Below are 20,554 nucleotides of genomic sequence, written 5' to 3'. Positions count from 1 at the left end.
ACCTAGGAGAACCCCTTGAAGTCCAACGTTCACCCCGAGTACGTGGTCACCCGTGTGACCTGCACCTGCGGCGCCGAGTTCACGACCCGCTCGACCGAGACCAGCGGCGAGATCCGCGCCGAGGTCTGCTCGCAGTGCCACCCGTTCTACACCGGCAAGCAGAAGATCCTCGACACCGGTGGTCGCGTGGCCCGCTTCGAGGCCCGCTTCGGCAAGCAGCACAGCGCGAAGGCCTAGCGCTCCCACGGCGCCGGTTCCCGGTGCCCCCGTACTCGTTCCGGGGGCGCTGGGGGCCGGCGCCGTTCGCATCCCCAGGCATCAGCACCCCCCAGCGGTTCGCACGACCGGCCGGTCCTCACCGGCTTCCAACGGTTCTCACGGGAAGAAGGCCCACGCCATGTTCGAGGCAGTCGAAGAGCTCCTCGTCGAGCACGCAGACCTCGAGAAGAGGCTGGCCGACCCGTCCGTCCACGCCGACCAGGCCAACGCCCGCAAGCTGGCCAAGCGGTACGCCGAGCTGACCCCGATCACCCGGGTCTACCGGCAGTGGCGACAGGCCGGCGAGGACATCGAGGCCGCGCGCGAACTCGCCGCCGAGGAACCGGAGTTCCTCGCCGAGGTGAAGGAGGGCGAGCAGCGCCGCGAGGGGCTGACCGAGGAGCTGCGGCTGCTGCTCGTGCCGCGCGATCCGAGCGACGACAAGGACGTCATCCTGGAGATCAAGGCGGGTGAGGGCGGCGAGGAGTCCGCGCTGTTCGCCGGCGACCTGCTCCGGATGTACCTGCGCTTCGCCGAGCGGATCGGCTGGAAGACCGAGATCATCGACGCCAACGAGTCCGACCTCGGCGGCTACAAGGACGTCTCGGTGGCCGTGAAGACCAAGGGCAACGCCGAGCCCGGGCAGGGCGTCTGGGCCCGGCTGAAGTACGAGGGCGGCGTGCACCGCGTGCAGCGCGTCCCCGCCACCGAGTCCCAGGGCCGCATCCACACCTCCGCGGCGGGCGTGCTGGTCACCCCCGAGGCGGAGGAGGTCGAGGTCGAGATCGTCGCCAACGACCTGCGGATCGACGTCTACCGTTCGTCCGGCCCCGGCGGCCAGTCGGTCAACACCACCGACTCCGCGGTCCGGATCACCCACCTGCCGACCGGTATCGTGGCGTCCTGCCAGAACGAGAAGAGCCAGCTGCAGAACAAGGAGCAGGCGATGCGCATCCTGCGGTCGCGCCTGTTGGCCGCCGCGCAGGAGGAGGCCGAGCGCGAGGCCTCGGACGCGCGTCGCAGCCAGGTCCGTACGGTGGACCGCTCCGAGCGGATCCGGACGTACAACTACCCCGAGAACCGCATCTCGGACCACCGCACGGGGTTCAAGTCGTACAACCTGGACCAGGTCCTGGACGGCGAACTGAACGCGGTGATCCAGTCCTGCGTCGACGCGGACGCGGCGGCCAAGCTCGCCTCGGCCCAACAGAACTGAGACCGGCGCGCCCCAGCCCGAGCGACGGCGCAAGCCGGAGCGCAGAAACAAGAGGTCGTACGGATGAACCTGCTGCTCGCCGAGGTGGCCCAGGCCACCCAGCGGTTGGCCGCGGCCGGCGTGCCGTCGCCGCGCTTCGACGCGGAGGAACTCGCCGCCTACGTCCACAACGTCAAGCGCAGCCAGCTGCACACGGTGAAGGACGCCGACTTCGACGCCCGCTACTGGGAGGCCGTCTCCCGCCGCGAGGCGCGCGAACCGCTCCAGCACATCACCGGGCGGGCGTTCTTCCGCTACCTCGAACTGGAGGTCGGCCCCGGGGTGTTCGTGCCCCGGCCGGAGACCGAGTCGGTCGTCGAGTGGGCCATAGACGCCGTCCGCGACATGGACGTCGCCGAGCCGCTGGTCGTCGACCTGTGCTCCGGCTCCGGCGCCATCGCGCTCGCCCTGGCCCAGGAGCTGCCGCGCTCGACCGTGCACGCCTTCGAACTCGACGAGGGCGCGCTGCAGTACACCCGGCGCAACATCGAGGCCAGCCCGGACCGCGCCCGGGTCACCCTGCACGCCGGCGACGCCACCCGGGCCTTCGCCGACGACCGCTCCTGGGACGGCCGCTTCGACCTGGTGATCTCCAACCCGCCGTACATCCCGCTCACCGAGTGGGAGTACGTCGCGCCGGAGGCCCGCGACCACGACCCGCAGATGTCGCTGTTCTCCGGCGAGGACGGCCTGGACACCATCCGCGGCATCGAGCGGGTGGCCGCCCGGCTGCTGCGCCCCGGCGGCGCGGTGGTGATCGAGCACGCCGACCAGCAGGGTGGGCAGGTCCCGTGGATCTTCAACGAGGAACGCGGCTGGACGGACACCGCCGACCACCGCGACCTGAACAACCGGCCGCGCTTCACCACGGCCCGCAGGGCGTCGCTGTGAAGGGTCGAGCACAGTGCGACAGCCCGCAGGGCGTCGTGGTGAGCGGTCGGGTGCCGTGCGCCCGCCCGAGGGGCGTCGTCGTGACCGGCCGGGCGCGGTACCGCCGCTCGCCCGGCCGCGCCGTGAAGACCGTGCTGTGAACGCTGTGATGAGCCATTCCGGAAGGGGACCGCACCGATGAGCCGCCGTTACGACTGTGCCGACGCCGGGGACCGCGCCACCGGCCTGCGCGAGGCCGCCTCGGCCATTCGCCGGGGCGAACTCGTCGTGCTGCCCACCGACACCCTGTACGGGGTCGGCGCGGACGCCTTCTCACCGGAGGCCGTCGGCGACCTGCTGGCCGCCAAGGGCCGCGGCCGCAACATGCCCTCGCCCGTGCTGGTCGGCTCGCCGACCACCCTGCACGGCCTGGTCACCGACTTCTCCGAGCAGGCCTGGGAGCTGGTCGACGCGTTCTGGCCGGGCGGGCTCACCCTCGTCGCCAAGCACCAGCCCTCGCTGCGCTGGGACCTCGGCGAGACCCGCGGCACCGTCGCCGTCCGGATGCCGCTGCACCCGGTCGCCATCGAGCTGCTGAACGCCACCGGCCCGCTCGCCGTCTCCAGCGCCAACAAGACCGGCGGCCCGTCCCCGGCCACCTGCGACGAGGCACAGACGCAGCTCGGCGACGCCATCTCGGTCTACCTGGACGGCGGGCAGGCGGACCACGCGACCGCCTCGTCCATCGTCGACGTCACGGGCAAGGTCCCGGTCCTGCTGCGGGCGGGCGCGATCAGCGTCGAGCAGCTGAGGGAGGTCGTCCCCGACCTGGAGGCCGGCAGTTGACGCCCATCGCCTCGCTTCATTCCGGGCCCGGCATAGCGCCGTACCTGAGTGTGGGCCCCAGGCCGCTGGACCACTTCCGGATCCTGTTCGTCTGCACCGGCAACATCTGCCGCTCACCGATCGCCGAGCGGCTCACCCGGCGTGAGCTGGACACCCGGCTCAGCCCCCGGGTGGCCGGCCGGATCCTGGTGGAGAGTGCCGGCACCTGGGGCCACGAGGGCGCACCGATGGAGGACCACGCCGCGACCGTCCTGGACGAGTACGGCGCCGACAGCGGCGGCTTCACCGGCCGCGAGCTGCTGGACGAACACGTGGTCGAGGCCGACCTGGTGCTCACCGCGACCCTGGACCACCGCGCCCAGGTCATCTCGATGGGCCACGAGGCGGGGCTGCGCACCTTCACCCTGAAGGAGTTCACCCGCCTGGTGCGGACGATAGACCCGGGCACCCTGCCCGACCCGCGCCGCGGCGCCGACGTCACCGAGCGCGCCCGCGCCCTGGTCCGGGCGGCCGCCGCGCTGCGCGGCTGGCTGCTCGCCGCCACCCCGGAGTCCGACGAGCTGGACGACCCGTACGGGGCCCCGATCGGCATGTTCCGCAACTGCGGCGAGGAGATATTCCACGCGGTCGACCCGGTGGTCACCGCGCTCACCGGCGTGCCCGCGCTGCGCTGACCGCCCGCGCCGCGAGCGGCCCGGCGACCCCGGTGGCCCCCGGCGGTCCGCGACGCCCCCGGCGTCCCGGGGACGGCCCGCGGCGGCCGAGCGCCGAATGGCCCCACGTCGGCGAGCCGCCCGGCCGGGCCGGTCCTACGCTGGAGGAACCCACCCTTCCCGGCCCCCACGCCGGGAGGCGCCCCCACGCCGCCCCGGAGCCCCGCCATGACCGTCACCGACGCCCCGACCGGCCCGACCGCGACCAGGGGGCGCCCGTGGGCCTCCGAGGCGCTGCACCGGGCCGACCCGCAGCTGGCCGACCTGCTGGCGGCCGAGGCCGAGCGGCGGGCCGAGACGATCCAGTTGCTGGCGGGGGAGAACCTGACCTCCCCGGCCGTCCTGGCGGCGCTGAGCGGGCCGCTGATCGACAAGTACGCCGAGGGCTACCCGGGCCGTCGGCACCACACCGGCTGCGCCCTCGCGGACGCCGCCGAACTGCTGGCGATCGACCGGGCCCGTGAGCTGTTCGCCGCTCCGCACGCCAACGTCCAGCCCCGGTCGGCGACTTCGGCGATGCTGGCGGCGTACGCGGCGCTGCTGCGGCCCGGCGACGGGGTGCTGGCGATGTCGCTGGAGCACGGCGGCCACCTCAGCTGCGGCTCGCGGGCGAACTTCTCCGGCCGCTGGTTCGCCTTCACCGGCTACGGGGTGCGCGAGGACGACGGCCTGATCGACCTCGACCAGGTGCGCGACCTGGCCCGCGAGCACCGCCCGAAGGCGATCGTGGCGGGCTCGATCTCCTACCCCCGGCACCCGGACTGGGCCGCGTTCCGCGAGATCGCCGACGAGGTGGACGCCTACCTGATCGCCTCGGTCGCCCAGACCGCCGGCCTGGTCGCGGCCGGGGTGGCGCCCTCCCCGGTGCCGTACGCGGACGTCACCGTCGCGGCCACCCACAAGCTGCTGCGCGGCCCGCGCGGGGGCCTGCTGCTGTCCACCGCGGAGCTGGCCGAGCGGATCGACCGGGCGGTGTTCCCGTTCAGCCAGGGCGGGGCGGCGATGAACGAGGTGGCGGGCAAGGCAGTGGCGCTGGCCGAGGCGGCGACGCCCGCCTACCGGGCGTACGCGCAGCGGACGGTGGACGGGGCGCGGGTGCTGGCGGCCGGGCTCGCGGCGGCCGGGATGCGCCCGCTGACCGGCGGCACCGACACCCACCTGGTGACGGCGGACGTGCGCCCGCTGAGCGTCACCGGCGTGGAGGCCGAGCGGCGCTGCGCCGTGGCCGGGCTGCTGCTCGGCAAGTGCGCGCTGCCGTACGACCCGGCGCCGGCGGCGGAGGCCTCCGGGATCCGGCTGGGCACCGGTACGGTGACCAGCCAGGGCATGGGCGAGGCGGAACTCGCGGAGATCGCCGCTCTGATCGCTCAGGTGCTCGCCGAGGGCACGAGCGCGCGGCTGGCGGAGCGGGTCCGGGAGCTGGCCCTGTCCTTCGCCGACCGGCGGTGACGGGACAGCGGTCGACGGTAATCCGGATCTCCTACCCGGGAGAGCGAACCGCGATGCGTGCCTTGGGCGTCCGACTCAATAAGGTGTGGGGCGTGGCGACGCACCTCGAACCCCGGGAAGGCAGGGGAGTACCTTCGGTACCTCCCCGTTGGACAGTGACGCAGGAGGCCGGTGGTGCGTGAGTATCTGCTGGTGCTGTTCTGCACCGCTGCCGTCACCTATCTGTTGACCGGCCCGGTCCGGAAGTTCGCGATCGCGGCCGGCGCCATGCCGCCGGTCCGCGCCCGGGACGTGCACCGCGAGCCGACGCCTCGGCTCGGCGGGATCGCCATGTTCGGCGGTCTGTGCGCGGGCATCCTGGTCGCCTCGCAACTGGACAACCTGAGCAAGGTGTTCTCCCAGGGCACCGACATCCGGGCGCTGCTGTCCGGCGCCGGGATCATGTGGCTGCTCGGGGTGCTCGACGACAAGTGGGGCGTGGACGCCCTGGTGAAGCTCGGCGGCCAGATGATCGCCGCCGGTGTGATGGTCTGGCAGGGCGTCACGGTGATCACCCTCCCGGTGCCCGGTGTCGGCGCGGTCGCGGTGAGCCCCACCCAGGGCATGGTCATCTCGGTCACCCTGGTCGTCGTCATGGTCAACGCGGTGAACTTCATCGACGGCCTGGACGGCCTGGCGGGCGGCATGGTCTGCATCGCCGCGATGGCGTTCTTCCTGTACAGCTACCGGCTCTGGTACGGCTACACGATCACCGACGCGGCGCCCGCGGTGCTGTTCAGCGTGCTGCTGATCGGCATGTGCCTGGGCTTCCTGGCGCACAACATGCACCCCGCGCGGATCTTCATGGGCGACTCCGGCTCGATGATGCTGGGCCTGATGCTCGCCGTCGCCGCGATCTCCATCACCGGCCGGGTCGACCCGGACCTGATCAGCAGCGAGACCGGGTCGCAGACCGCGACCGTGCACGCCCTGGTGCCGATCTACATCCCGCTGCTGCTGCCGTTGACGGTCATCGCGCTGCCGCTGGCGGACCTGCTGCTCGCGGTGGTGCGCCGCACCTGGGCCGGCCAGTCGCCGTTCGCCGCGGACAAGCGCCACCTGCACCACCGGCTGCTCCAGGTCGGGCACTCGCACAGCCGGGCGGTGCTGATCATGTACTTCTGGGCCGCGCTGATCGCCTTCGGCACGGTGGCCTTCTCGGTCACCAACACCGGCCGCACGGTGGTGCTGACGCTCGCCGGGCTCTGCCTGGTGGGCCTGGTGGTGCTGCTGACGCCGCAGTTCCGGCCGCGCGCGCCGAAGGCGGTGCAGGCCTTCGTCCCGCCGCGCTACCGGCGCCGTCCGCACGCCCCCATGGCTGAACTGTCGGCAAAGGACAAGCAACTTCTTGGTGAAGCCGGCCGGGAGGCCTCCGCGCTCGACGAGCACGGCCGGACCACCGGCCGCCGCTAGCAAGGCAGTTGATGTTCGGTCAAATGGCCTCACCCGTTCGGATGCACCGTTGCGCCGTCGGTGTGACAGGTGCCACACATTCATGGTAAAGCTCTCATCAAATAGTTTGTGATACCGTTCACGAGTACCGAGAACACGCCGAAAGACCTGACAGGTGGAGGACTTCCGTCCCTGGTCGGTCTCCCTCGACGGGCCCGCCGCTCCAGCGGGCGGCCCGGGCGGCGGCCTCTCGGTCCGGTGTCACCCACCACCTTCTGTGCCCCGTCCCCCGTCACATCGACATGCCGCCGGAGCTGCCGACATGCCGTCCACCGACGCCCGGATCCTCCGAGGCGCCGCGATTCCCACTGCGGCCGCCGGGATCATCGCCATGGCGATCTCGTTCGCCGTCGCCGGCGGGAAGGGGCTGCTCGGCGCCCTCTTCGGCGCACTGCTGGTGATGGCCTTCTTCAGTTCCGGCCAGGTCGCGCTCGACCGCCTGACCAGGTCGAACCCGCACATCATGATGGCCGCGGCGCTCCTGGTGTACACCACCCAGATCCTGCTGGTCGGCATCGTCCTGGCCGTCTTCAAGAACACCGAGCTCTTCAACCGGCAGGCCTTCGCCTTCACGCTGCTCGGCTGCGCGCTGATCTGGACGGGATTCCAGGTGCGCGGTGCGCTGAAGGCCAAGACCTTCTACGTCGACCCCGACGCCTCGGAAAAGAAGGGCGACAAGCCCTCCGACTCGGGGCGTCAACAGTGACGAGGCCTGGCTGTCCCCCCAACGAGGGGGGCGGTGTTTATGCCGCGCTGACGGACTGCTATCGTCCGTCGCAGCAGCGGAGTACGGGAAGCGGCCAGGTCTGTCCGAACAGCGGACGGATCGCCCCCCGGATCCGCGCAGTCTTCGATGATCCCGCTGGGGTGCGGCGCACCGTCGCGCGGGATCGGCGAGAAACCCATCAAGTTCCAGTGCCGCTCCGTGGCCGCAGGCCACGCCGACACACCGAGGTTGCCGTAACCATGCGTCACGACGAAGGAGTCCGTGGTGAGTGCTGATCAGCTCACGTTCCTCGCCTCAGGCAGTTGCCACTTCGGGGACGCTGGCTGCGGCTTCCCGGCCCCGGGTCTGAACGAGTTCCAGTTCAAGCCGATCTTCTCGATCGGCAGCATTGATTTCAACAAGCCGATGCTGCTGTCGGTCATCGTCGCGCTGCTGGTCGTCGTCTTCTTCTGGGCCGCCTTCGCCAAGCCGCGCCTGGTCCCCGGCAAGCTGCAGCTGGTCGGTGAGATCGGCTACGACTTCGTCAAGCGCTCCATCGTGCTGGAGACGATCGGCAAGAAGGGCGAGAAGTACGTCCCGATGCTCGTCTCGATGTTCTTCTTCATCTGGTTGATGAACATCATGTCGATCATCCCCTTCGCGCAGTACCCCGTGACGGCGGCGATCGCGTTCCCGGCCGGCCTCGCGGCGGTCGTGTGGATCACCTACATGACGCTGACCTTCAAGAAGCACGGCTTCGTCGGCGGTCTCAAGAACCTCTGCTGGCCCTCGGGCATCCCCGGCTGGGTCATGTTCATCCTGGTGCCGATCGAGTTCTTCTCGAACATCTTCGTGCGCCCCTTCACGCTCGCGGTCCGAGCCTTCGCGAACATGTTCGCGGGCCACCTGCTGGTCGTGATGTTCTCCGTCGCCTCCTGGTACCTGCTCAGCCCGACCCTGGGTGCGCTCTACGGCTCGGCCTCGTTCATCGTCGCCGTCGGCCTGACCGCCTTCGAGCTGCTGGTCCAGTTCCTGCAGGCCTACATCTTCGTGATGCTGGCCAGCAGCTACATCGCCGGTGCCCTCGAAGAGGCGCACTGAGCCAGGGGGCCCCGGCCCTCCTGAACCACTCCCGGAACGCCCGGTGGCCAATCACCACCGGTACACCATCCCCGCAAAGGACACACTGCAATGAGCATGCTCGCTGAGGTCGGCGTCTACGGTTCCGTCGCTTCGATCGGTTACGGCCTCGCCGCGATCGGCCCCGGCATCGGTGTCGGTCTCATCTTCGGTAACGGTGTCCAGGCGATGGCCCGTCAGCCCGAGGCTGCCGGCCTGATCCGCTCCAACATGTTCATCGGCTTCGCGCTGACCGAGGCGCTCGCCCTCATCGGCATCGTCATGCCGTTCGTCTTCGGCCAGGGCCCCAAGTAATCCCCGCCGTAGACCCTTCGAGGAAGGTCCAGATATGACCATCGCGGCTCAGCTCGCGGCCGAGGAGACGATGAACCCTCTCCTCCCCGCATGGCCCGAGATCATCATCGGCCTGCTCTGCTTCTTCATCGTCTTCGGTCTCCTCGGCAAGAAGCTCCTCCCCAGCATCGAAAAGGTGCTGTCGGAGCGTCGGGACGCCATCGAGGGCGGCATGGAGCGCGCCGAGGCCGCTCAGGCGGAGGCCCAGGCCCTGCTTGAGCAGTACCGCGCCGAGCTCGCCGAGGCGCGTCACGAGGCTGCCCGCATCGTCGAGCAGGCTCGCGAGCAGGGCGCTGCCCAGCTCACCGAGATGCGCGAGGAGGGCCAGCGTCAGCGCGAGGCCATCGTCGCCGCCGGCCACGCGCAGATCGAGGCCGACAAGAAGCAGGCGACTGCCGTCCTGCGCCAGGACGTGGGTTCGCTGGCCTCCCAGCTGGCCTCCCGCATCGTGGGCGAGTCCCTTGAGGACAGCGCTCGGCAGAGCGGCGTGATTGACCGTTTCCTGGACGAGCTGGAGGCCAAGGCCACCGTTGCTCAGGGTGCGGCCAAGTGATCGGCGCCAGCCGCGAGGCCCTCGCCGCCGGGCGGCAGAACCTGGAGAGCCTGACCGACTCCACCTCGGTGGACGCGGCCAAGCTCGCCGAGGAGCTCACCGCCGTCACGGCCGTCCTGGACCGTGAGGTGTCGCTGCGCCGTGTCCTGACCGACCCGTCCCGGTCGGGCCAGGACAAGGCCCAGCTGGTCTCCTCGCTGCTGACCGGTCAGGTCTCCGGCGAGGCCGTCGACCTCGTCTCCGGTCTGGTCCGTTCCCGCTGGTCGGGCTCGCGCGACCTGGTGGACGCGATCGAGGAGCTCGCCGCGTACGCCGAGGTCATCGCGGCGGACAGGGCCGGCGCCCTGGACGACGTCGAGGACGAGCTGTTCCGGTTCAGCCGGGTGGTGAGCGGCTCGCACGAGCTGCGCGCCGCGCTGACCGAGCCGAAGGCCGGCTTCGCCGCGAAGGCCGCGCTGATCAAGAAGCTGCTCGGCGGCCGCGCCCACGCGGGCACCGTCCGGCTGGTCACGGCCATCGTCAACGCGCCGCGTGGCCGTAGCCTGGAGCAGGGCCTGGAGTCCTACTCGAAGCTCGCCGCCGCACGCCGCGGCCGCGTGGTGGCCCTGGTCACCACCGCGGTGCCGCTGTCGGACACCCAGAAGGAGCGCCTGTCCGGTGCTCTGGGCCGGATGTACGGCCGCCAGGTCCACCTGAACATCGACGTCGACCCCGAGGTCGTCGGCGGTGTCCGGGTGCAGATCGGCGACGAGATCATCGACGGCACCGTGTCGAGCCGCCTCGAAGGCGCTCGCCAGTCGCTCGAAGACTGAGCACCGAAGCAGCAGCACATCCGACCCTCGGTCGGGAAACCGGCTCCCCAAGGGGCCGGCACATCGGACGGCCGGTTCGGCAGACCCGGCCGAGAGTCGAATACTTGCGGCCCTCAATGGCGGGCCGAGGATCGCAAACTAGGAGAGCAGGGAAGCCTGATGGCGGAGCTTACGATCCGTCCGGAGGAGATCCGGGACGCGCTGGCCGACTTTGTCCAGTCGTACCAGCCGGACGCCGCTTCTGTGGAAGAGGTCGGCACGGTCACTGACGCGGCGGACGGCATCGCCCATGTCGAGGGCCTGCCCTCGGTCATGGCGAACGAGCTGCTGAAGTTCGAGGACGGCACGCTCGGCCTCGCGCTGAACCTCGACACCCGCGAGATCGGTGTCGTCATCCTCGGTGAGTTCGGTGGCATCGAAGAGGGCCAGACCGTGCGCCGCACCGGCGAGGTCCTCTCGGTTCCGGTCGGCGACGGCTACCTCGGCCGCGTCGTGGACCCGCTGGGCAACCCGATCGACGGTCTGGGCGACATCGCCTCCACCGGCCGTCGCGCCCTGGAGCTGCAGGCCCCCGGCGTCATGGCCCGCAAGTCGGTCAAGCAGCCGCTGCAGACCGGCATCAAGGCCATCGACTCGATGACCCCGATCGGCCGTGGCCAGCGTCAGCTGATCATCGGTGACCGCCAGACCGGCAAGACCGCGGTGGCCGTCGACACGATCATCAACCAGCGCGACAACTGGCGCTCGGGCGACCCGGAGAAGCAGGTCCGCTGCATCTACGTCGCCGTGGGCCAGAAGGGCTCCACCATCGCGTCCGTCCGCGGCGCCCTGGAGGAGGCCGGCGCGCTGGAGTACACCACCATCGTGGCTGCTCCCGCCTCCGACCCGGCCGGCTTCAAGTACCTTGCCCCGTACACCGGTTCGGCCATCGGCCAGGAGTGGATGTACGACGGCAAGCACGTCCTGATCATCTTCGACGACCTGTCGAAGCAGGCCGAGGCCTACCGCTCCGTGTCGCTGCTGCTGCGCCGTCCGCCGGGCCGCGAGGCCTACCCGGGCGACGTCTTCTACCTGCACTCCCGCCTGCTGGAGCGCTGCGCCAAGCTGAACGACGCCCTGGGCGGCGGCTCGATGACCGGTCTGCCGATCATCGAGACCAAGGCCAACGACGTCTCGGCGTACATCCCGACCAACGTCATCTCCATCACCGACGGCCAGTGCTTCCTGGAGTCCGACCTGTTCAACGCCGGCATCCGCCCGGCCGTGAACGTCGGCATCTCGGTCTCCCGCGTCGGTGGCTCCGCCCAGATCAAGGCCATGCGTTCGGTCGCCGGCCGCCTGCGTCTGGACCTCGCCCAGTACCGCGAGCTGGAGGCGTTCGCCGCCTTCGGTTCCGACCTGGACGCGGCCTCCAAGGCCCAGCTGGAGCGCGGTGCGCGCATGGTCGAGCTGCTGAAGCAGGGTCAGTACCAGCCGTTCCCGGTCGAGGAGCAGGTCGTCTCCATCTGGGCCGGCACCACCGGCAAGCTGGACGACGTCCCGGTCGCCGAGATCCGCCGCTTCGAGCGCGAGTTCCTGGACCACGTGCGCCTCCAGCACAAGGACCTGCTCGCGGGCATCGTCGAGACCGGTCTGCTCGCCGAGGGCACCGTCGACGCGCTGACCAGCGCCATCGACGCGTTCAAGCAGGGCTACCAGACCGCTGACGGCAAGCTGCTCTCCGAGCAGGCCTGAGTCCGGTAGCGAGGGAAAGGACGTAACGACCCATGGGAGCACAGCTTCGGGTCTACAAGCGCCGGATCCGCTCTGTCACCGCGACGAAGAAGATCACCAAGGCGATGGAGATGATCTCCGCGTCGCGCATCGTCAAGGCGCAGCGCGCGGTGGCCGCCTCCACTCCGTACGCCGATGAGCTCACCCGGGCGGTGACGGCGGTGGCCACCCGGTCCAACGCCAAGCACCCGCTCACCACCGAGAACCCGAGCGCCTCGCGCGCCGCCGTCCTGCTGATCACGGCGGACCGCGGCCTGGCGGGCGGTTACTCGACCAACGCCATCAAGGCCGCGCAGGCGCTCAGCGAGCGTCTGCGGGCCGAGGGCAAGGACGTGGTGACGTACATCATCGGCCGCAAGGGCGTCTCGTACTACACCTTCCGTGGCTTCGAGGTCACGGAATCGTGGACGGGATTCTCGGACAAGCCGACGTACGGCGACGCGAAGACCGTGGCGGCCGACCTGATCGAGGCCTTCACGGCCGAGACCGGCGGCGTGGACGAACTCCACCTGATCTCGACCCAGTTCGTGTCGATGTTGACGCAGAACGCGGTCGAGGCCCGGCTGCTGCCGCTGAAGCTGGACGAGGTCCAGCTCAGCGACAACCGGCCGGCCAAGGCGGAGATCTTCCCGCTGTACGACTTCGAGCCGTCGGCGGAGGGCGTGCTGGACGCGCTGCTGCCGCGGTACGTCGAGAGCCGGATCTACAACGCGCTGCTGCAGTCGGCCGCCTCCGAGCACGCTGCACGCCGGCGCGCGATGAAGAGCGCGACGGACAACGCCGGCGAGCTCATCAAGTCGCTCACGCGGCTTGCCAACTCGGCCCGTCAGGCCGAGATCACCCAGGAAATCAGCGAGATCGTCGGCGGTGCCAACGCCCTCGCCGACGCTAGCCGCGGGAGCGAATGAGAATGACCACCACTGTTGAGCCGACCACGGCGACGGGCCGCGTCGCGCGGGTCATCGGCCCGGTCGTCGACGTGGAGTTCCCCGTCGACGCCATTCCGAACATGTTCAACGCCCTGCACGTCGAGGTGGAGAACCCCGACGGCTCGGGCAAGAAGACCCTGACCCTCGAGGTCGCCCAGCACCTGGGCGACGGCATGATCCGCGGCATCTCGATGCAGCCGACCGACGGTCTGGTCCGTGGCACCCAGGTGTCCGACACCGGTGCCGCCATCTCGGTGCCGGTCGGCCAGATCACCAAGGGCAAGGTCTTCAACGCCCTCGGCGACGTGCTGAACGTGGACCAGAAGGAGTTCGACCAGCAGGTCGAGGTCCGCTGGCCGATCCACCGCAAGGCGCCGGAGTTCAAGGACCTCGAGTCCAAGACCGAGATGTTCGAGACCGGCATCAAGGTCATCGACCTCCTCACCCCGTACGTCCAGGGTGGCAAGATCGGTCTGTTCGGTGGTGCCGGTGTCGGCAAGACCGTTCTGATCCAGGAGATGATCTACCGCGTCGCCGAGAACTTCGGTGGTGTGTCGGTGTTCGCCGGCGTCGGCGAGCGCACCCGTGAGGGCAACGACCTCATCGACGAGATGGTCGACTCGGGCGTTCTGGACAAGACCGCGCTGGTCTTCGGCCAGATGGACGAGCCGCCGGGCACCCGTCTGCGCGTCGCGCTCTCCGCGCTGACCATGGCGGAGTACTTCCGTGACGTCGAGAAGCAGGACGTGCTCCTCTTCATCGACAACATCTTCCGGTTCACCCAGGCCGGTTCCGAGGTGTCGACCCTGCTCGGCCGCATGCCCTCCGCGGTGGGCTACCAGCCGAACCTGGCCGACGAGATGGGCCTCCTGCAGGAGCGCATCACCTCGACCCGCGGTCACTCGATCACCTCGATGCAGGCGATCTACGTCCCCGCGGACGACCTGACCGACCCGGCCCCGGCCACCACCTTCGCCCACCTGGACGCGACGACCGTTCTGTCGCGCCCGATCTCGGAGAAGGGCATCTACCCGGCCGTCGACCCGCTGGACTCCACGTCCCGCATCCTCGACCCGCGGTACATCGCGCAGACCCACTACGACACGGCCCTCCGTATCAAGGGGATCCTGCAGAAGTACAAGGACCTCCAGGACATCATCGCGATCCTCGGTATCGACGAGCTGTCCGAGGAGGACAAGGTCACGGTCCACCGTGCCCGTCGCATCGAGCGCTTCCTCTCGCAGAACACCTACGTGGCGAAGCAGTTCACCGGTGTCGAGGGTTCGACCGTGCCGCTGTCGGAGACCATCGAGGCCTTCAACGCGATCGCGGACGGCAAGTACGACTCCATCCCGGAGCAGGCCTTCTTCATGTGCGGTGGCATCGAGGACCTCGAGAAGAACGCCGCCGAGCTGGCGAAGAAGTAGTCGCGGCCGGTAGCAGCTGAGTGACCGTGAGGGGTGGCCCCGAGCCCGGGACCACCCCTCGCGTCGCATCGGCTGTGATTCCGGTCAAATCCGTGCCGCCGGTTTCATGCCGGAGGCGCGCGGCCGTTATTCTTACCGAAACTCCCGAGTAATCGGGGGTTGCATGAGCCTAGGAGCCCACGTTGGCTGAGCTGCACGTCGAGCTGGTCGCAGCCGACCGCAAGGTGTGGTCCGGTGCGGCCACCATCGTCGTCGCCCGTACGGCCTCCGGCGACACCGGCATCATGCCGGGTCACACCCCGGTGCTGAGCGTGCTGGAGACCGGTCCGGTCACCATCCGCACGGCGGACGGCGGCACCGTGATCGCCGCGGTGCACGGCGGCTTCATCTCCTTCGCCGACAACAAGCTGTCTCTGCTCGCGGAGATCGCCGAGCTGGCGGACGAGATCGACGTCGCCCGTGCCGAGCGCGCGCTGGAGAAGGCCAAGTCGGGCCTGGACGAGCACGCCGAGCGGCGCGCCGAGGTCCGCCTCTTCGCGGCGCGCGGCCTCAAGGCCCACGTCTGAGTGCGCCGGACCCTGGTTTAGCGGGGTCGACCGACGGTCCCGGGGACGCGCGAGCGTGACCCCGGGACTGTCGTCGTAGTTGGTAGGTCAACGCGGTCGCTTGATACGACCGATACGGGGAACGCGGGTAGCGAGGAGGTAGGTGAGCATGGTCCTCGCGCTTGTGGTGTGTGCGGCGGTCGTGGCGCTGGGTGTGATCGGCCTGGTGGCGTTCGCGGTACGACGCCGCCTGATCCAGCGGGTCGGCGGCACGTTCGACTGCAGTTACCGGCTCAAAATGCCCGCCGACGCCTCGACGCAGCCCGACCTCGACGAGAACGGCAAACCCACCTCGGCCCCGGTCCCCCAGACCGACGGCAAGGGGTGGGTTTTTGGTATCGGCCGCTACAGCGGTGACTCGATCGAGTGGTTCCGGGTCTTCTCGTACGCCCCGCGCCCGCGCAGGGTGCTGCCGCGCCGGGAGATCGAGGTGCTCGGCCGGCGCTACCCGGAGGGCCAGGAGGAGCTCGCCCTGCTCTCCGGCTCGGTGGTGCTGCGCTGCCTGCACAACGGGGAGCCGCTGGAGCTGGCGATGAGCGACGACGCGCTCACCGGCTTCCTCGCCTGGCTGGAGGCCGCCCCGCCCGGGCAAAGGGTCAACGTCGCGTAGCGACGGGGGGCCCCGGCGGAGGCTGGGGGAGGGGCAACGTCGCGCAGCGACGATCGCCGGCGCTGATCCCGCTCGGGGTTAACGCCGCCTAACCCGTCCGGCTACGCTGGCCGCATGGTGAATCTGACGCGCATCTACACCCGTACCGGCGACGACGGCACCACCGCGCTCGGCGACATGAGCCGGACCACCAAGACCGACCCCCGCCTGGTGGCGTACGCCGACACCAACGAGGCGAACGCGGCGATCGGGGTGGCCGTCGCCGCCGGATCGCTGCCCGAGGACGTCGTCACCGTGCTCGTCCGGATCCAGAACGACCTGTTCGACGTCGGCGCGGACCTGTCCACGCCGGTGGTCGAGGACCCGAAGTACCCGCCGCTGCGGGTGCTGCAGTCGTACGTCGACCGGCTGGAGGGGGACTGCGACCACTACCTGGCGCAGGTGGAGAAGCTCCGCAGCTTCATCCTTCCCGGCGGCACGCCCGGCGCGGCCCACCTGCACCTGGCCTGCACGGTGGTGCGGCGGGCCGAGCGGGCCACCTGGGCGGCGATCGCGGAGCACGGGGACAGCGTCAACCCGTTGACCGCGAAGTACCTCAACCGGCTCTCCGACCTGCTGTTCATCCTGGCCCGGGTGGCCAACAAGGAACGCGGCGACGTGCTCTGGGTGCCGGGCGAGAACCGCTAGGGGCTCGCAACCGCAGGAGAGCTCAGAGCCGCCGGAGAGCTCAGAGCCGCTTCTCCGGGACGCCGGCGGCGGGCTGCTCGACGGCAGGGTCGTCCGCGTCCTGCTCGCCGGCCGGCGGCTGCTTCGGCCAGATCGTGTAGCTGACGGCGATGGCCACGTTGACCACGGCCGCGATGCCCAGCTTGAGGTACCACTGGCCGAAGGTGCCGAAGTGCGCGGAGCCTCCCGACAGCGGCACCAGCAGGGTGATCAGGCTCAGCGTGATCGCGGCCGAGACCACCGTGCGGCGGCAGATCTGCCACTCGTACCTGGCCCGCGCCAAGCCGTACTTCGGCGACGGCTCCGGCTTGGGGCCGCCGGCGAAGCGGTGCATGAAGTGCCGGTCGGCCCAGCGGACCAGCGAGGGCCCGTACCCGACCGAGAAGCCCGCGTAGCTCGCCGCCAGGGCGTGCGTCCAGCTCGCGGTGGCGCCGCCGCGCAGGTCGAGCACGGTCAGCACGTACAGGGTGAAGTCCACTACGGGCAGGCCGATCAGCAGGACGGTGCTGGTGCGGCGCCACCGCAGCAGGTAGCGGGCGGTGAGGCCGAGGCCGAGCAGGATCCAGAAGGAGATCTCGGCCGCGACGATGAGGGTGACGATCACGTTGTGCTCCCGGGCGGTCGGCGGTGCCTCCAGCCTGGCGCGCGGGCGTGGCCGCGTCGTCGTCGCCGGGTGCCGTCCCGGCCTGCACCTTTCGATGTACGGCGGCTCCTCCGGGGACCGGAGCCGCCCGGCGCCCGGGGATGGTGAGATGGGGGTGTGCTGAGACCGACCCTCACCCCGCGCCAGGAGGACCGGGGGATCGCCCTGCTCGGTCTGTTCGGCGGAGCGCTGCTGATCGCGCTCCAGGTCTACGACAACTCCTCGCGGATCCCGCGCTGGGCCGTGGTGCCGGCGCTGCTGGTGATGGCGGTGCTGGAGCTGTTCCGCCGGACCAGGCCGGTGCTCACCACGACGCTGGGCGGGCTCGCCTTCGGGTACAGCATCTTCACCGGCGCCCTGCTGGCGACCAGCCTGATGTACACCGACCTGCTCTACGCGGCGGTGCTCTACGGCACCCCGAAGATGTCCCGGATCCTGCACCTGACCGGCACGGGCTCGGTGCTGGTGCTGTCCACCCTGGTGCTGATCTACAGCGACGCCTCGAACGCGGTGGCGGTGGTGGTGCTCACCGTGCTGATCTACCTGGCGCCGGTCTGGACTGGGGACGTGGTCCGCAAGCACCGCGACCGGGCGGAGAGCGAGCGGCTGCGGGCCGAACAGACCGCGCTGCTCTCGGAGATGGACCGGCGTGAGGCCGTCGTCGCCGAACGGGCGCGGATGGCACGGGAGTTGCACGACGTGGTGGCCAACCACCTGTCGGCGATCGCGATCCACGCGACCGCCGCGCAGTCCGTCGCCCGGCGCCGTCGGCTGGCCGCGGACGACCCGCTGGTGGAGGTGCTGGCGGTGATCCGGGAGAGCAGCGTCCAGGGTCTGGCCGAAATGCGTCGGATGATCGGACTGCTGCGCGACAGCGGCGGGGGAGAGGCGGACGAGTCGTACGCGGCGCCCGACCTGGCCGCCGTGGACGCCCTGCTGGCCAAGGCCCGGGCCGCCGGGCAGGACGTCGGGCTGGACTTCGAACTGGCCGAGCACGGCGAGCCCGGGGAGGTCCCGGTGCCGGTCCGGCTGGCCGCGTACCGGATCGTCCAGGAGTCGCTGACCAACGCGCTCAAGCACGCCGGGCCCGGACTGGTCAGTGTGCGGCTGGAGTTCGACCCCGAGGAGCTGCGGATCGCCGTCGACAGCCCGTACCGGGACGGACCGGGCCGTGGACTGCCCGGCGCCCGGGCCGGGCTGGTCGGCATGGCGGAGCGGGCCGGGCTGCTCGGCGGCAGCTTCGAGGCGGGACCACAGGACGGTTACTGGAACGTGCGCGCGGTGCTGCCGCGCGGGCGGGAGAGCGGGGCAGGGGCATGACGATCCGGGTGCTGGTGGCCGAGGACCAGGCGGCGGTACGGGCGGCGCTGGTGATGATCCTGCGGGCGGAGCCGGACGTGGAGGTGGTCGGGCAGGCCGCCGACGGCGAGGAGGCCGTCCGGCTGGCGCTGGAGCTGCGGCCCGACGTGGTGCTGATGGACGTGCAGATGCCCCGGCTGGACGGCGTCTCGGCGACCCGGGAGGTGGTCGCCGCCGGGGCCGGCCAGGTGCTCGTGCTGACCACGTTCGACCTGGACGAGTACGTCTACGGCGCGCTGCGGGCCGGCGCGGCCGGCTTCCTGCTCAAGGACCTGGAGGCGGACACCCTGGTCGAGGGCGTCCGGACGGTGGCGCGCGGGGACGGCATGCTGGCGCCCTCGGTGACCAGGCGGCTGATCGGCGCCTTCGCCCGGCCGGACCGGGCGGTCGGGCCCGAAGCCAGGGAGGCGGTGGCCGGGCTGACCCCGCGTGAGCGGGAGGTGCTGGCCTGCATCGGGGCCGGGCTGTCCAACGGGGAGATCGCGGCCCGGCTGGCGATGGCGGAGGCGACCACCAAGACGCACGTCAGCCGGATCCTGGCGAAGCTGCGGCTGCGCAACCGGGTGCAGGCGGCGATCCTGGCGCAGGACCTCGGGCTGACCGTCTGACGGTCCGATCACCTGGTCACCGCCGGTCTGGGTCGACCGACCAGGTCGGTCGCAGATCACACTCCCGATTGACACCACGGGGCCGGATTGGGCATTAGAGTCCCGGCAACGAGCGACGCGGCTCCTTGGCGGTGACCCCTGCCCTGAGCCGCCTTCAGGGCCCGCCCCAGGGCGGCGACGGCATCGGGAGACCCGCCATGAGCAATGCGTCCAGCAAGCAGATCGCCGTGATCGGTGCCGGCCTGATGGGCGCCGGCATCGCCCAGGTGTCCGCGCAGGCCGGCCACCCGGTGGTGCTGCGGGACGTCACCGAGGAGGCCCTGCAGCGCGGTCTCGCGGGCATCCGCGCCTCCTACGGGAAGTTCGTCGCCAAGGGCCGGCTGAGCGCCGAGGACGCCGAGGCCGCGCTGGGCCGGATCACCACCACCACCGACCTGGGCGCCGTCGCCGAGGCCGACATCGTGGTCGAGGCCGTGTTCGAGCAGCTGGACGTCAAGGAGGGCGTCTTCCGGGAGCTCGACAAGCTCGCCAAGGACGGCGCGGTGCTGGCCTCCAACACCTCCGCCATCCCGATCACCCGGATCGCCGCCGCCACCCGGCGCCCCGAGTCGGTCGTCGGCGTGCACTTCTTCTCGCCGGTACCGCTGATGAAGCTGGTCGAGCTGGTCCGCGGCTACAAGACCAGCGACGAGACCCTGGCCACCGCCCGCGCCTTCGCCGAGGGCGTCGGCAAGGAGGTCGTGGTGGTCAACCGCGACGTGGCCGGCTTCGTCACCACCCGCCTGATCACCGCGCTGGTCGTCGAGGCCGCCAAGCTGTACGAGTCGGGCGTCGCCACCGCCGAGGACATCGACGCCGCCTGCCGGCTCGGCTTCGGCCACCCGATGGGCCCGCTGGAGACCGCCGACCTGACCGGTGTGGACATCCTGCTGCACGCCGCCCGCAACATCTACGACGAGACCCAGGACGAGAAGTTCGCCGCCCCGGAGATCATGGCGCGCATGGTCACCGCCGGTGACCTCGGCCGCAAGAGCGGCCGCGGCTTCTACCCGTACCAGGGCAAGTGAGCCCCCGCCGGAACGGGTGAACGACGACGCCTGGCGACCGGGCGGGCCGTGCGACCGGAACACCGTACGGCCCGCCCGGTCGGGGGCGGGTGAGTTTCCTCACGCCAGATGCCGCAGACGGGTGATTTGGGCGGTAATCGAGCGTAGGTGTGGAGACTGACTGCGTATATTCCCTCGGACGAGTGAAGTTGCTTCAGATCTGGCCGGAACCAGCAACCTGCGGTGCTGGTTCACCGTCAGATGAGGGGGAACCCGGCCCAGCACCGATGTGGCTGCGACCGGGCCCGGGCGAGGGGCCACGGCCCGCCCGGATGGACACCCCGCCCCCGGCCCGGCCGGGTCGGAACACCCCCGTACCGGACCGGTCAGGCGAAGGAGGAG

The 20,554-nt window shown here is 70.6% G+C and carries 22 protein-coding genes; 21 read left to right on the top strand and 1 reads right to left on the bottom strand.

Annotated features, from left to right (window positions below; translation table 11 throughout):
* Nucleotides 1–15 precede the first annotated feature (15 nt).
* The 18 genes from rpmE (at nt 16) to ACIPLC_RS06220 (ending at nt 16,457) form a co-directional block, all read left to right on the top strand.
* Nucleotides 16–237 (top strand): 50S ribosomal protein L31, encoded by a 222-nt coding sequence (gene rpmE, locus ACIPLC_RS06305; RefSeq protein ID WP_030235761.1) that lies wholly within the window; start codon nt 16–18, stop codon nt 235–237.
* A gap of 160 nt (nt 238–397) precedes the next feature.
* On the top strand, nt 398–1,474 hold the full coding sequence (gene prfA, locus ACIPLC_RS06300; protein ID WP_363581982.1) for a peptide chain release factor 1: 1,077 nt from the start codon (nt 398–400) through the stop codon (nt 1,472–1,474).
* Between the two features lie 63 nt (nt 1,475–1,537).
* Entirely contained in the window at nt 1,538–2,404 is an 867-nt protein-coding gene (gene prmC, locus ACIPLC_RS06295) for a peptide chain release factor N(5)-glutamine methyltransferase (protein WP_400471582.1), read from the top strand.
* A 177-nt stretch (nt 2,405–2,581) separates the two neighbouring features.
* The gene (locus ACIPLC_RS06290; protein WP_400471581.1) at nt 2,582–3,229 is read left to right on the top strand and encodes an L-threonylcarbamoyladenylate synthase; all 648 of its coding nucleotides are present in this window, start codon (nt 2,582–2,584) and stop codon (nt 3,227–3,229) included.
* Between the two features lie 50 nt (nt 3,230–3,279).
* Entirely contained in the window at nt 3,280–3,903 is a 624-nt protein-coding gene (locus ACIPLC_RS06285) for a protein-tyrosine-phosphatase (RefSeq protein WP_400471579.1), read from the top strand.
* Nucleotides 3,904–4,110: 207 nt separating this feature from the next.
* Complete coding sequence (gene glyA, locus ACIPLC_RS06280) at nt 4,111–5,391, top strand: serine hydroxymethyltransferase (RefSeq protein ID WP_400471577.1); 1,281 nt, start codon at nt 4,111–4,113, stop codon at nt 5,389–5,391.
* A 174-nt stretch (nt 5,392–5,565) separates the two neighbouring features.
* The gene (locus tag ACIPLC_RS06275; protein WP_400471575.1) at nt 5,566–6,843 is read left to right on the top strand and encodes an MraY family glycosyltransferase; all 1,278 of its coding nucleotides are present in this window, start codon (nt 5,566–5,568) and stop codon (nt 6,841–6,843) included.
* Nucleotides 6,844–7,144: 301 nt separating this feature from the next.
* Nucleotides 7,145–7,588 carry a hypothetical protein gene (locus tag ACIPLC_RS06270; RefSeq protein ID WP_400471573.1) on the top strand — a complete coding sequence of 148 codons (444 nt, stop codon included), beginning with the start codon at nt 7,145–7,147 and terminating at the stop codon, nt 7,586–7,588.
* 285 nt (nt 7,589–7,873) lie between these two features.
* The gene (gene atpB / locus ACIPLC_RS06265; protein ID WP_400471571.1) at nt 7,874–8,689 is read left to right on the top strand and encodes a F0F1 ATP synthase subunit A; all 816 of its coding nucleotides are present in this window, start codon (nt 7,874–7,876) and stop codon (nt 8,687–8,689) included.
* Between the two features lie 90 nt (nt 8,690–8,779).
* Complete coding sequence (gene atpE, locus ACIPLC_RS06260; protein WP_030302757.1) at nt 8,780–9,022, top strand: ATP synthase F0 subunit C; 243 nt, start codon at nt 8,780–8,782, stop codon at nt 9,020–9,022.
* A gap of 34 nt (nt 9,023–9,056) precedes the next feature.
* Nucleotides 9,057–9,614 carry a F0F1 ATP synthase subunit B gene (locus ACIPLC_RS06255; protein ID WP_400471569.1) on the top strand — a complete coding sequence of 186 codons (558 nt, stop codon included), beginning with the start codon at nt 9,057–9,059 and terminating at the stop codon, nt 9,612–9,614.
* On the top strand, nt 9,611–10,426 hold the full coding sequence (locus ACIPLC_RS06250) for a F0F1 ATP synthase subunit delta (protein ID WP_400471567.1): 816 nt from the start codon (nt 9,611–9,613) through the stop codon (nt 10,424–10,426). The genes ACIPLC_RS06255 and ACIPLC_RS06250 overlap by 4 nt, the downstream gene beginning before the upstream one ends.
* A 159-nt stretch (nt 10,427–10,585) precedes the next feature.
* The gene (gene atpA / locus ACIPLC_RS06245) at nt 10,586–12,160 is read left to right on the top strand and encodes a F0F1 ATP synthase subunit alpha (RefSeq protein WP_400471565.1); all 1,575 of its coding nucleotides are present in this window, start codon (nt 10,586–10,588) and stop codon (nt 12,158–12,160) included.
* A gap of 32 nt (nt 12,161–12,192) precedes the next feature.
* The gene (locus tag ACIPLC_RS06240; protein ID WP_400471564.1) at nt 12,193–13,107 is read left to right on the top strand and encodes a F0F1 ATP synthase subunit gamma; all 915 of its coding nucleotides are present in this window, start codon (nt 12,193–12,195) and stop codon (nt 13,105–13,107) included.
* 2 nt (nt 13,108–13,109) lie between these two features.
* Nucleotides 13,110–14,555 (top strand): F0F1 ATP synthase subunit beta, encoded by a 1,446-nt coding sequence (gene atpD / locus ACIPLC_RS06235; RefSeq protein ID WP_400471562.1) that lies wholly within the window; start codon nt 13,110–13,112, stop codon nt 14,553–14,555.
* Nucleotides 14,556–14,737: 182 nt separating this feature from the next.
* Entirely contained in the window at nt 14,738–15,121 is a 384-nt protein-coding gene (locus tag ACIPLC_RS06230) for a F0F1 ATP synthase subunit epsilon (protein ID WP_363582000.1), read from the top strand.
* 148 nt (nt 15,122–15,269) lie between these two features.
* Entirely contained in the window at nt 15,270–15,770 is a 501-nt protein-coding gene (locus ACIPLC_RS06225; protein ID WP_400471560.1) for a DUF2550 domain-containing protein, read from the top strand.
* Between the two features lie 114 nt (nt 15,771–15,884).
* On the top strand, nt 15,885–16,457 hold the full coding sequence (locus ACIPLC_RS06220; RefSeq protein ID WP_400471558.1) for a cob(I)yrinic acid a,c-diamide adenosyltransferase: 573 nt from the start codon (nt 15,885–15,887) through the stop codon (nt 16,455–16,457).
* Nucleotides 16,458–16,497: 40 nt separating this feature from the next.
* Here ACIPLC_RS06220 and ACIPLC_RS06215 read toward each other — a convergent pair whose 3' ends face one another.
* Entirely contained in the window at nt 16,498–17,100 is a 603-nt protein-coding gene (locus tag ACIPLC_RS06215) for a hypothetical protein (RefSeq protein WP_400471556.1), read from the bottom strand.
* 156 nt (nt 17,101–17,256) lie between these two features.
* Between ACIPLC_RS06215 and ACIPLC_RS06210 the strand changes: the two genes are divergently transcribed.
* The 3 genes from ACIPLC_RS06210 (at nt 17,257) to ACIPLC_RS06200 (ending at nt 20,173) form a co-directional block, all read left to right on the top strand.
* Complete coding sequence (locus ACIPLC_RS06210; RefSeq protein ID WP_400471554.1) at nt 17,257–18,459, top strand: sensor histidine kinase; 1,203 nt, start codon at nt 17,257–17,259, stop codon at nt 18,457–18,459.
* A complete protein-coding gene (locus ACIPLC_RS06205) occupies nt 18,456–19,106 on the top strand; it encodes a response regulator (RefSeq protein ID WP_400471552.1) in 651 nt (216 codons plus the stop codon). Before ACIPLC_RS06210 ends, ACIPLC_RS06205 begins: the two co-directional genes overlap by 4 nt.
* 197 nt (nt 19,107–19,303) lie before the next feature.
* Entirely contained in the window at nt 19,304–20,173 is an 870-nt protein-coding gene (locus ACIPLC_RS06200) for a 3-hydroxyacyl-CoA dehydrogenase family protein (RefSeq protein WP_400471551.1), read from the top strand.
* The last annotated feature ends 381 nt before the right edge of the window (nt 20,174–20,554 follow it).

It is taken from the genome of Kitasatospora sp. NPDC086801 (assembly GCF_044745805.1).
GTDB lineage: Bacteria > Actinomycetota > Actinomycetes > Streptomycetales > Streptomycetaceae > Kitasatospora.
This window is presented reverse-complemented; position numbering and strand designations above follow the sequence as displayed.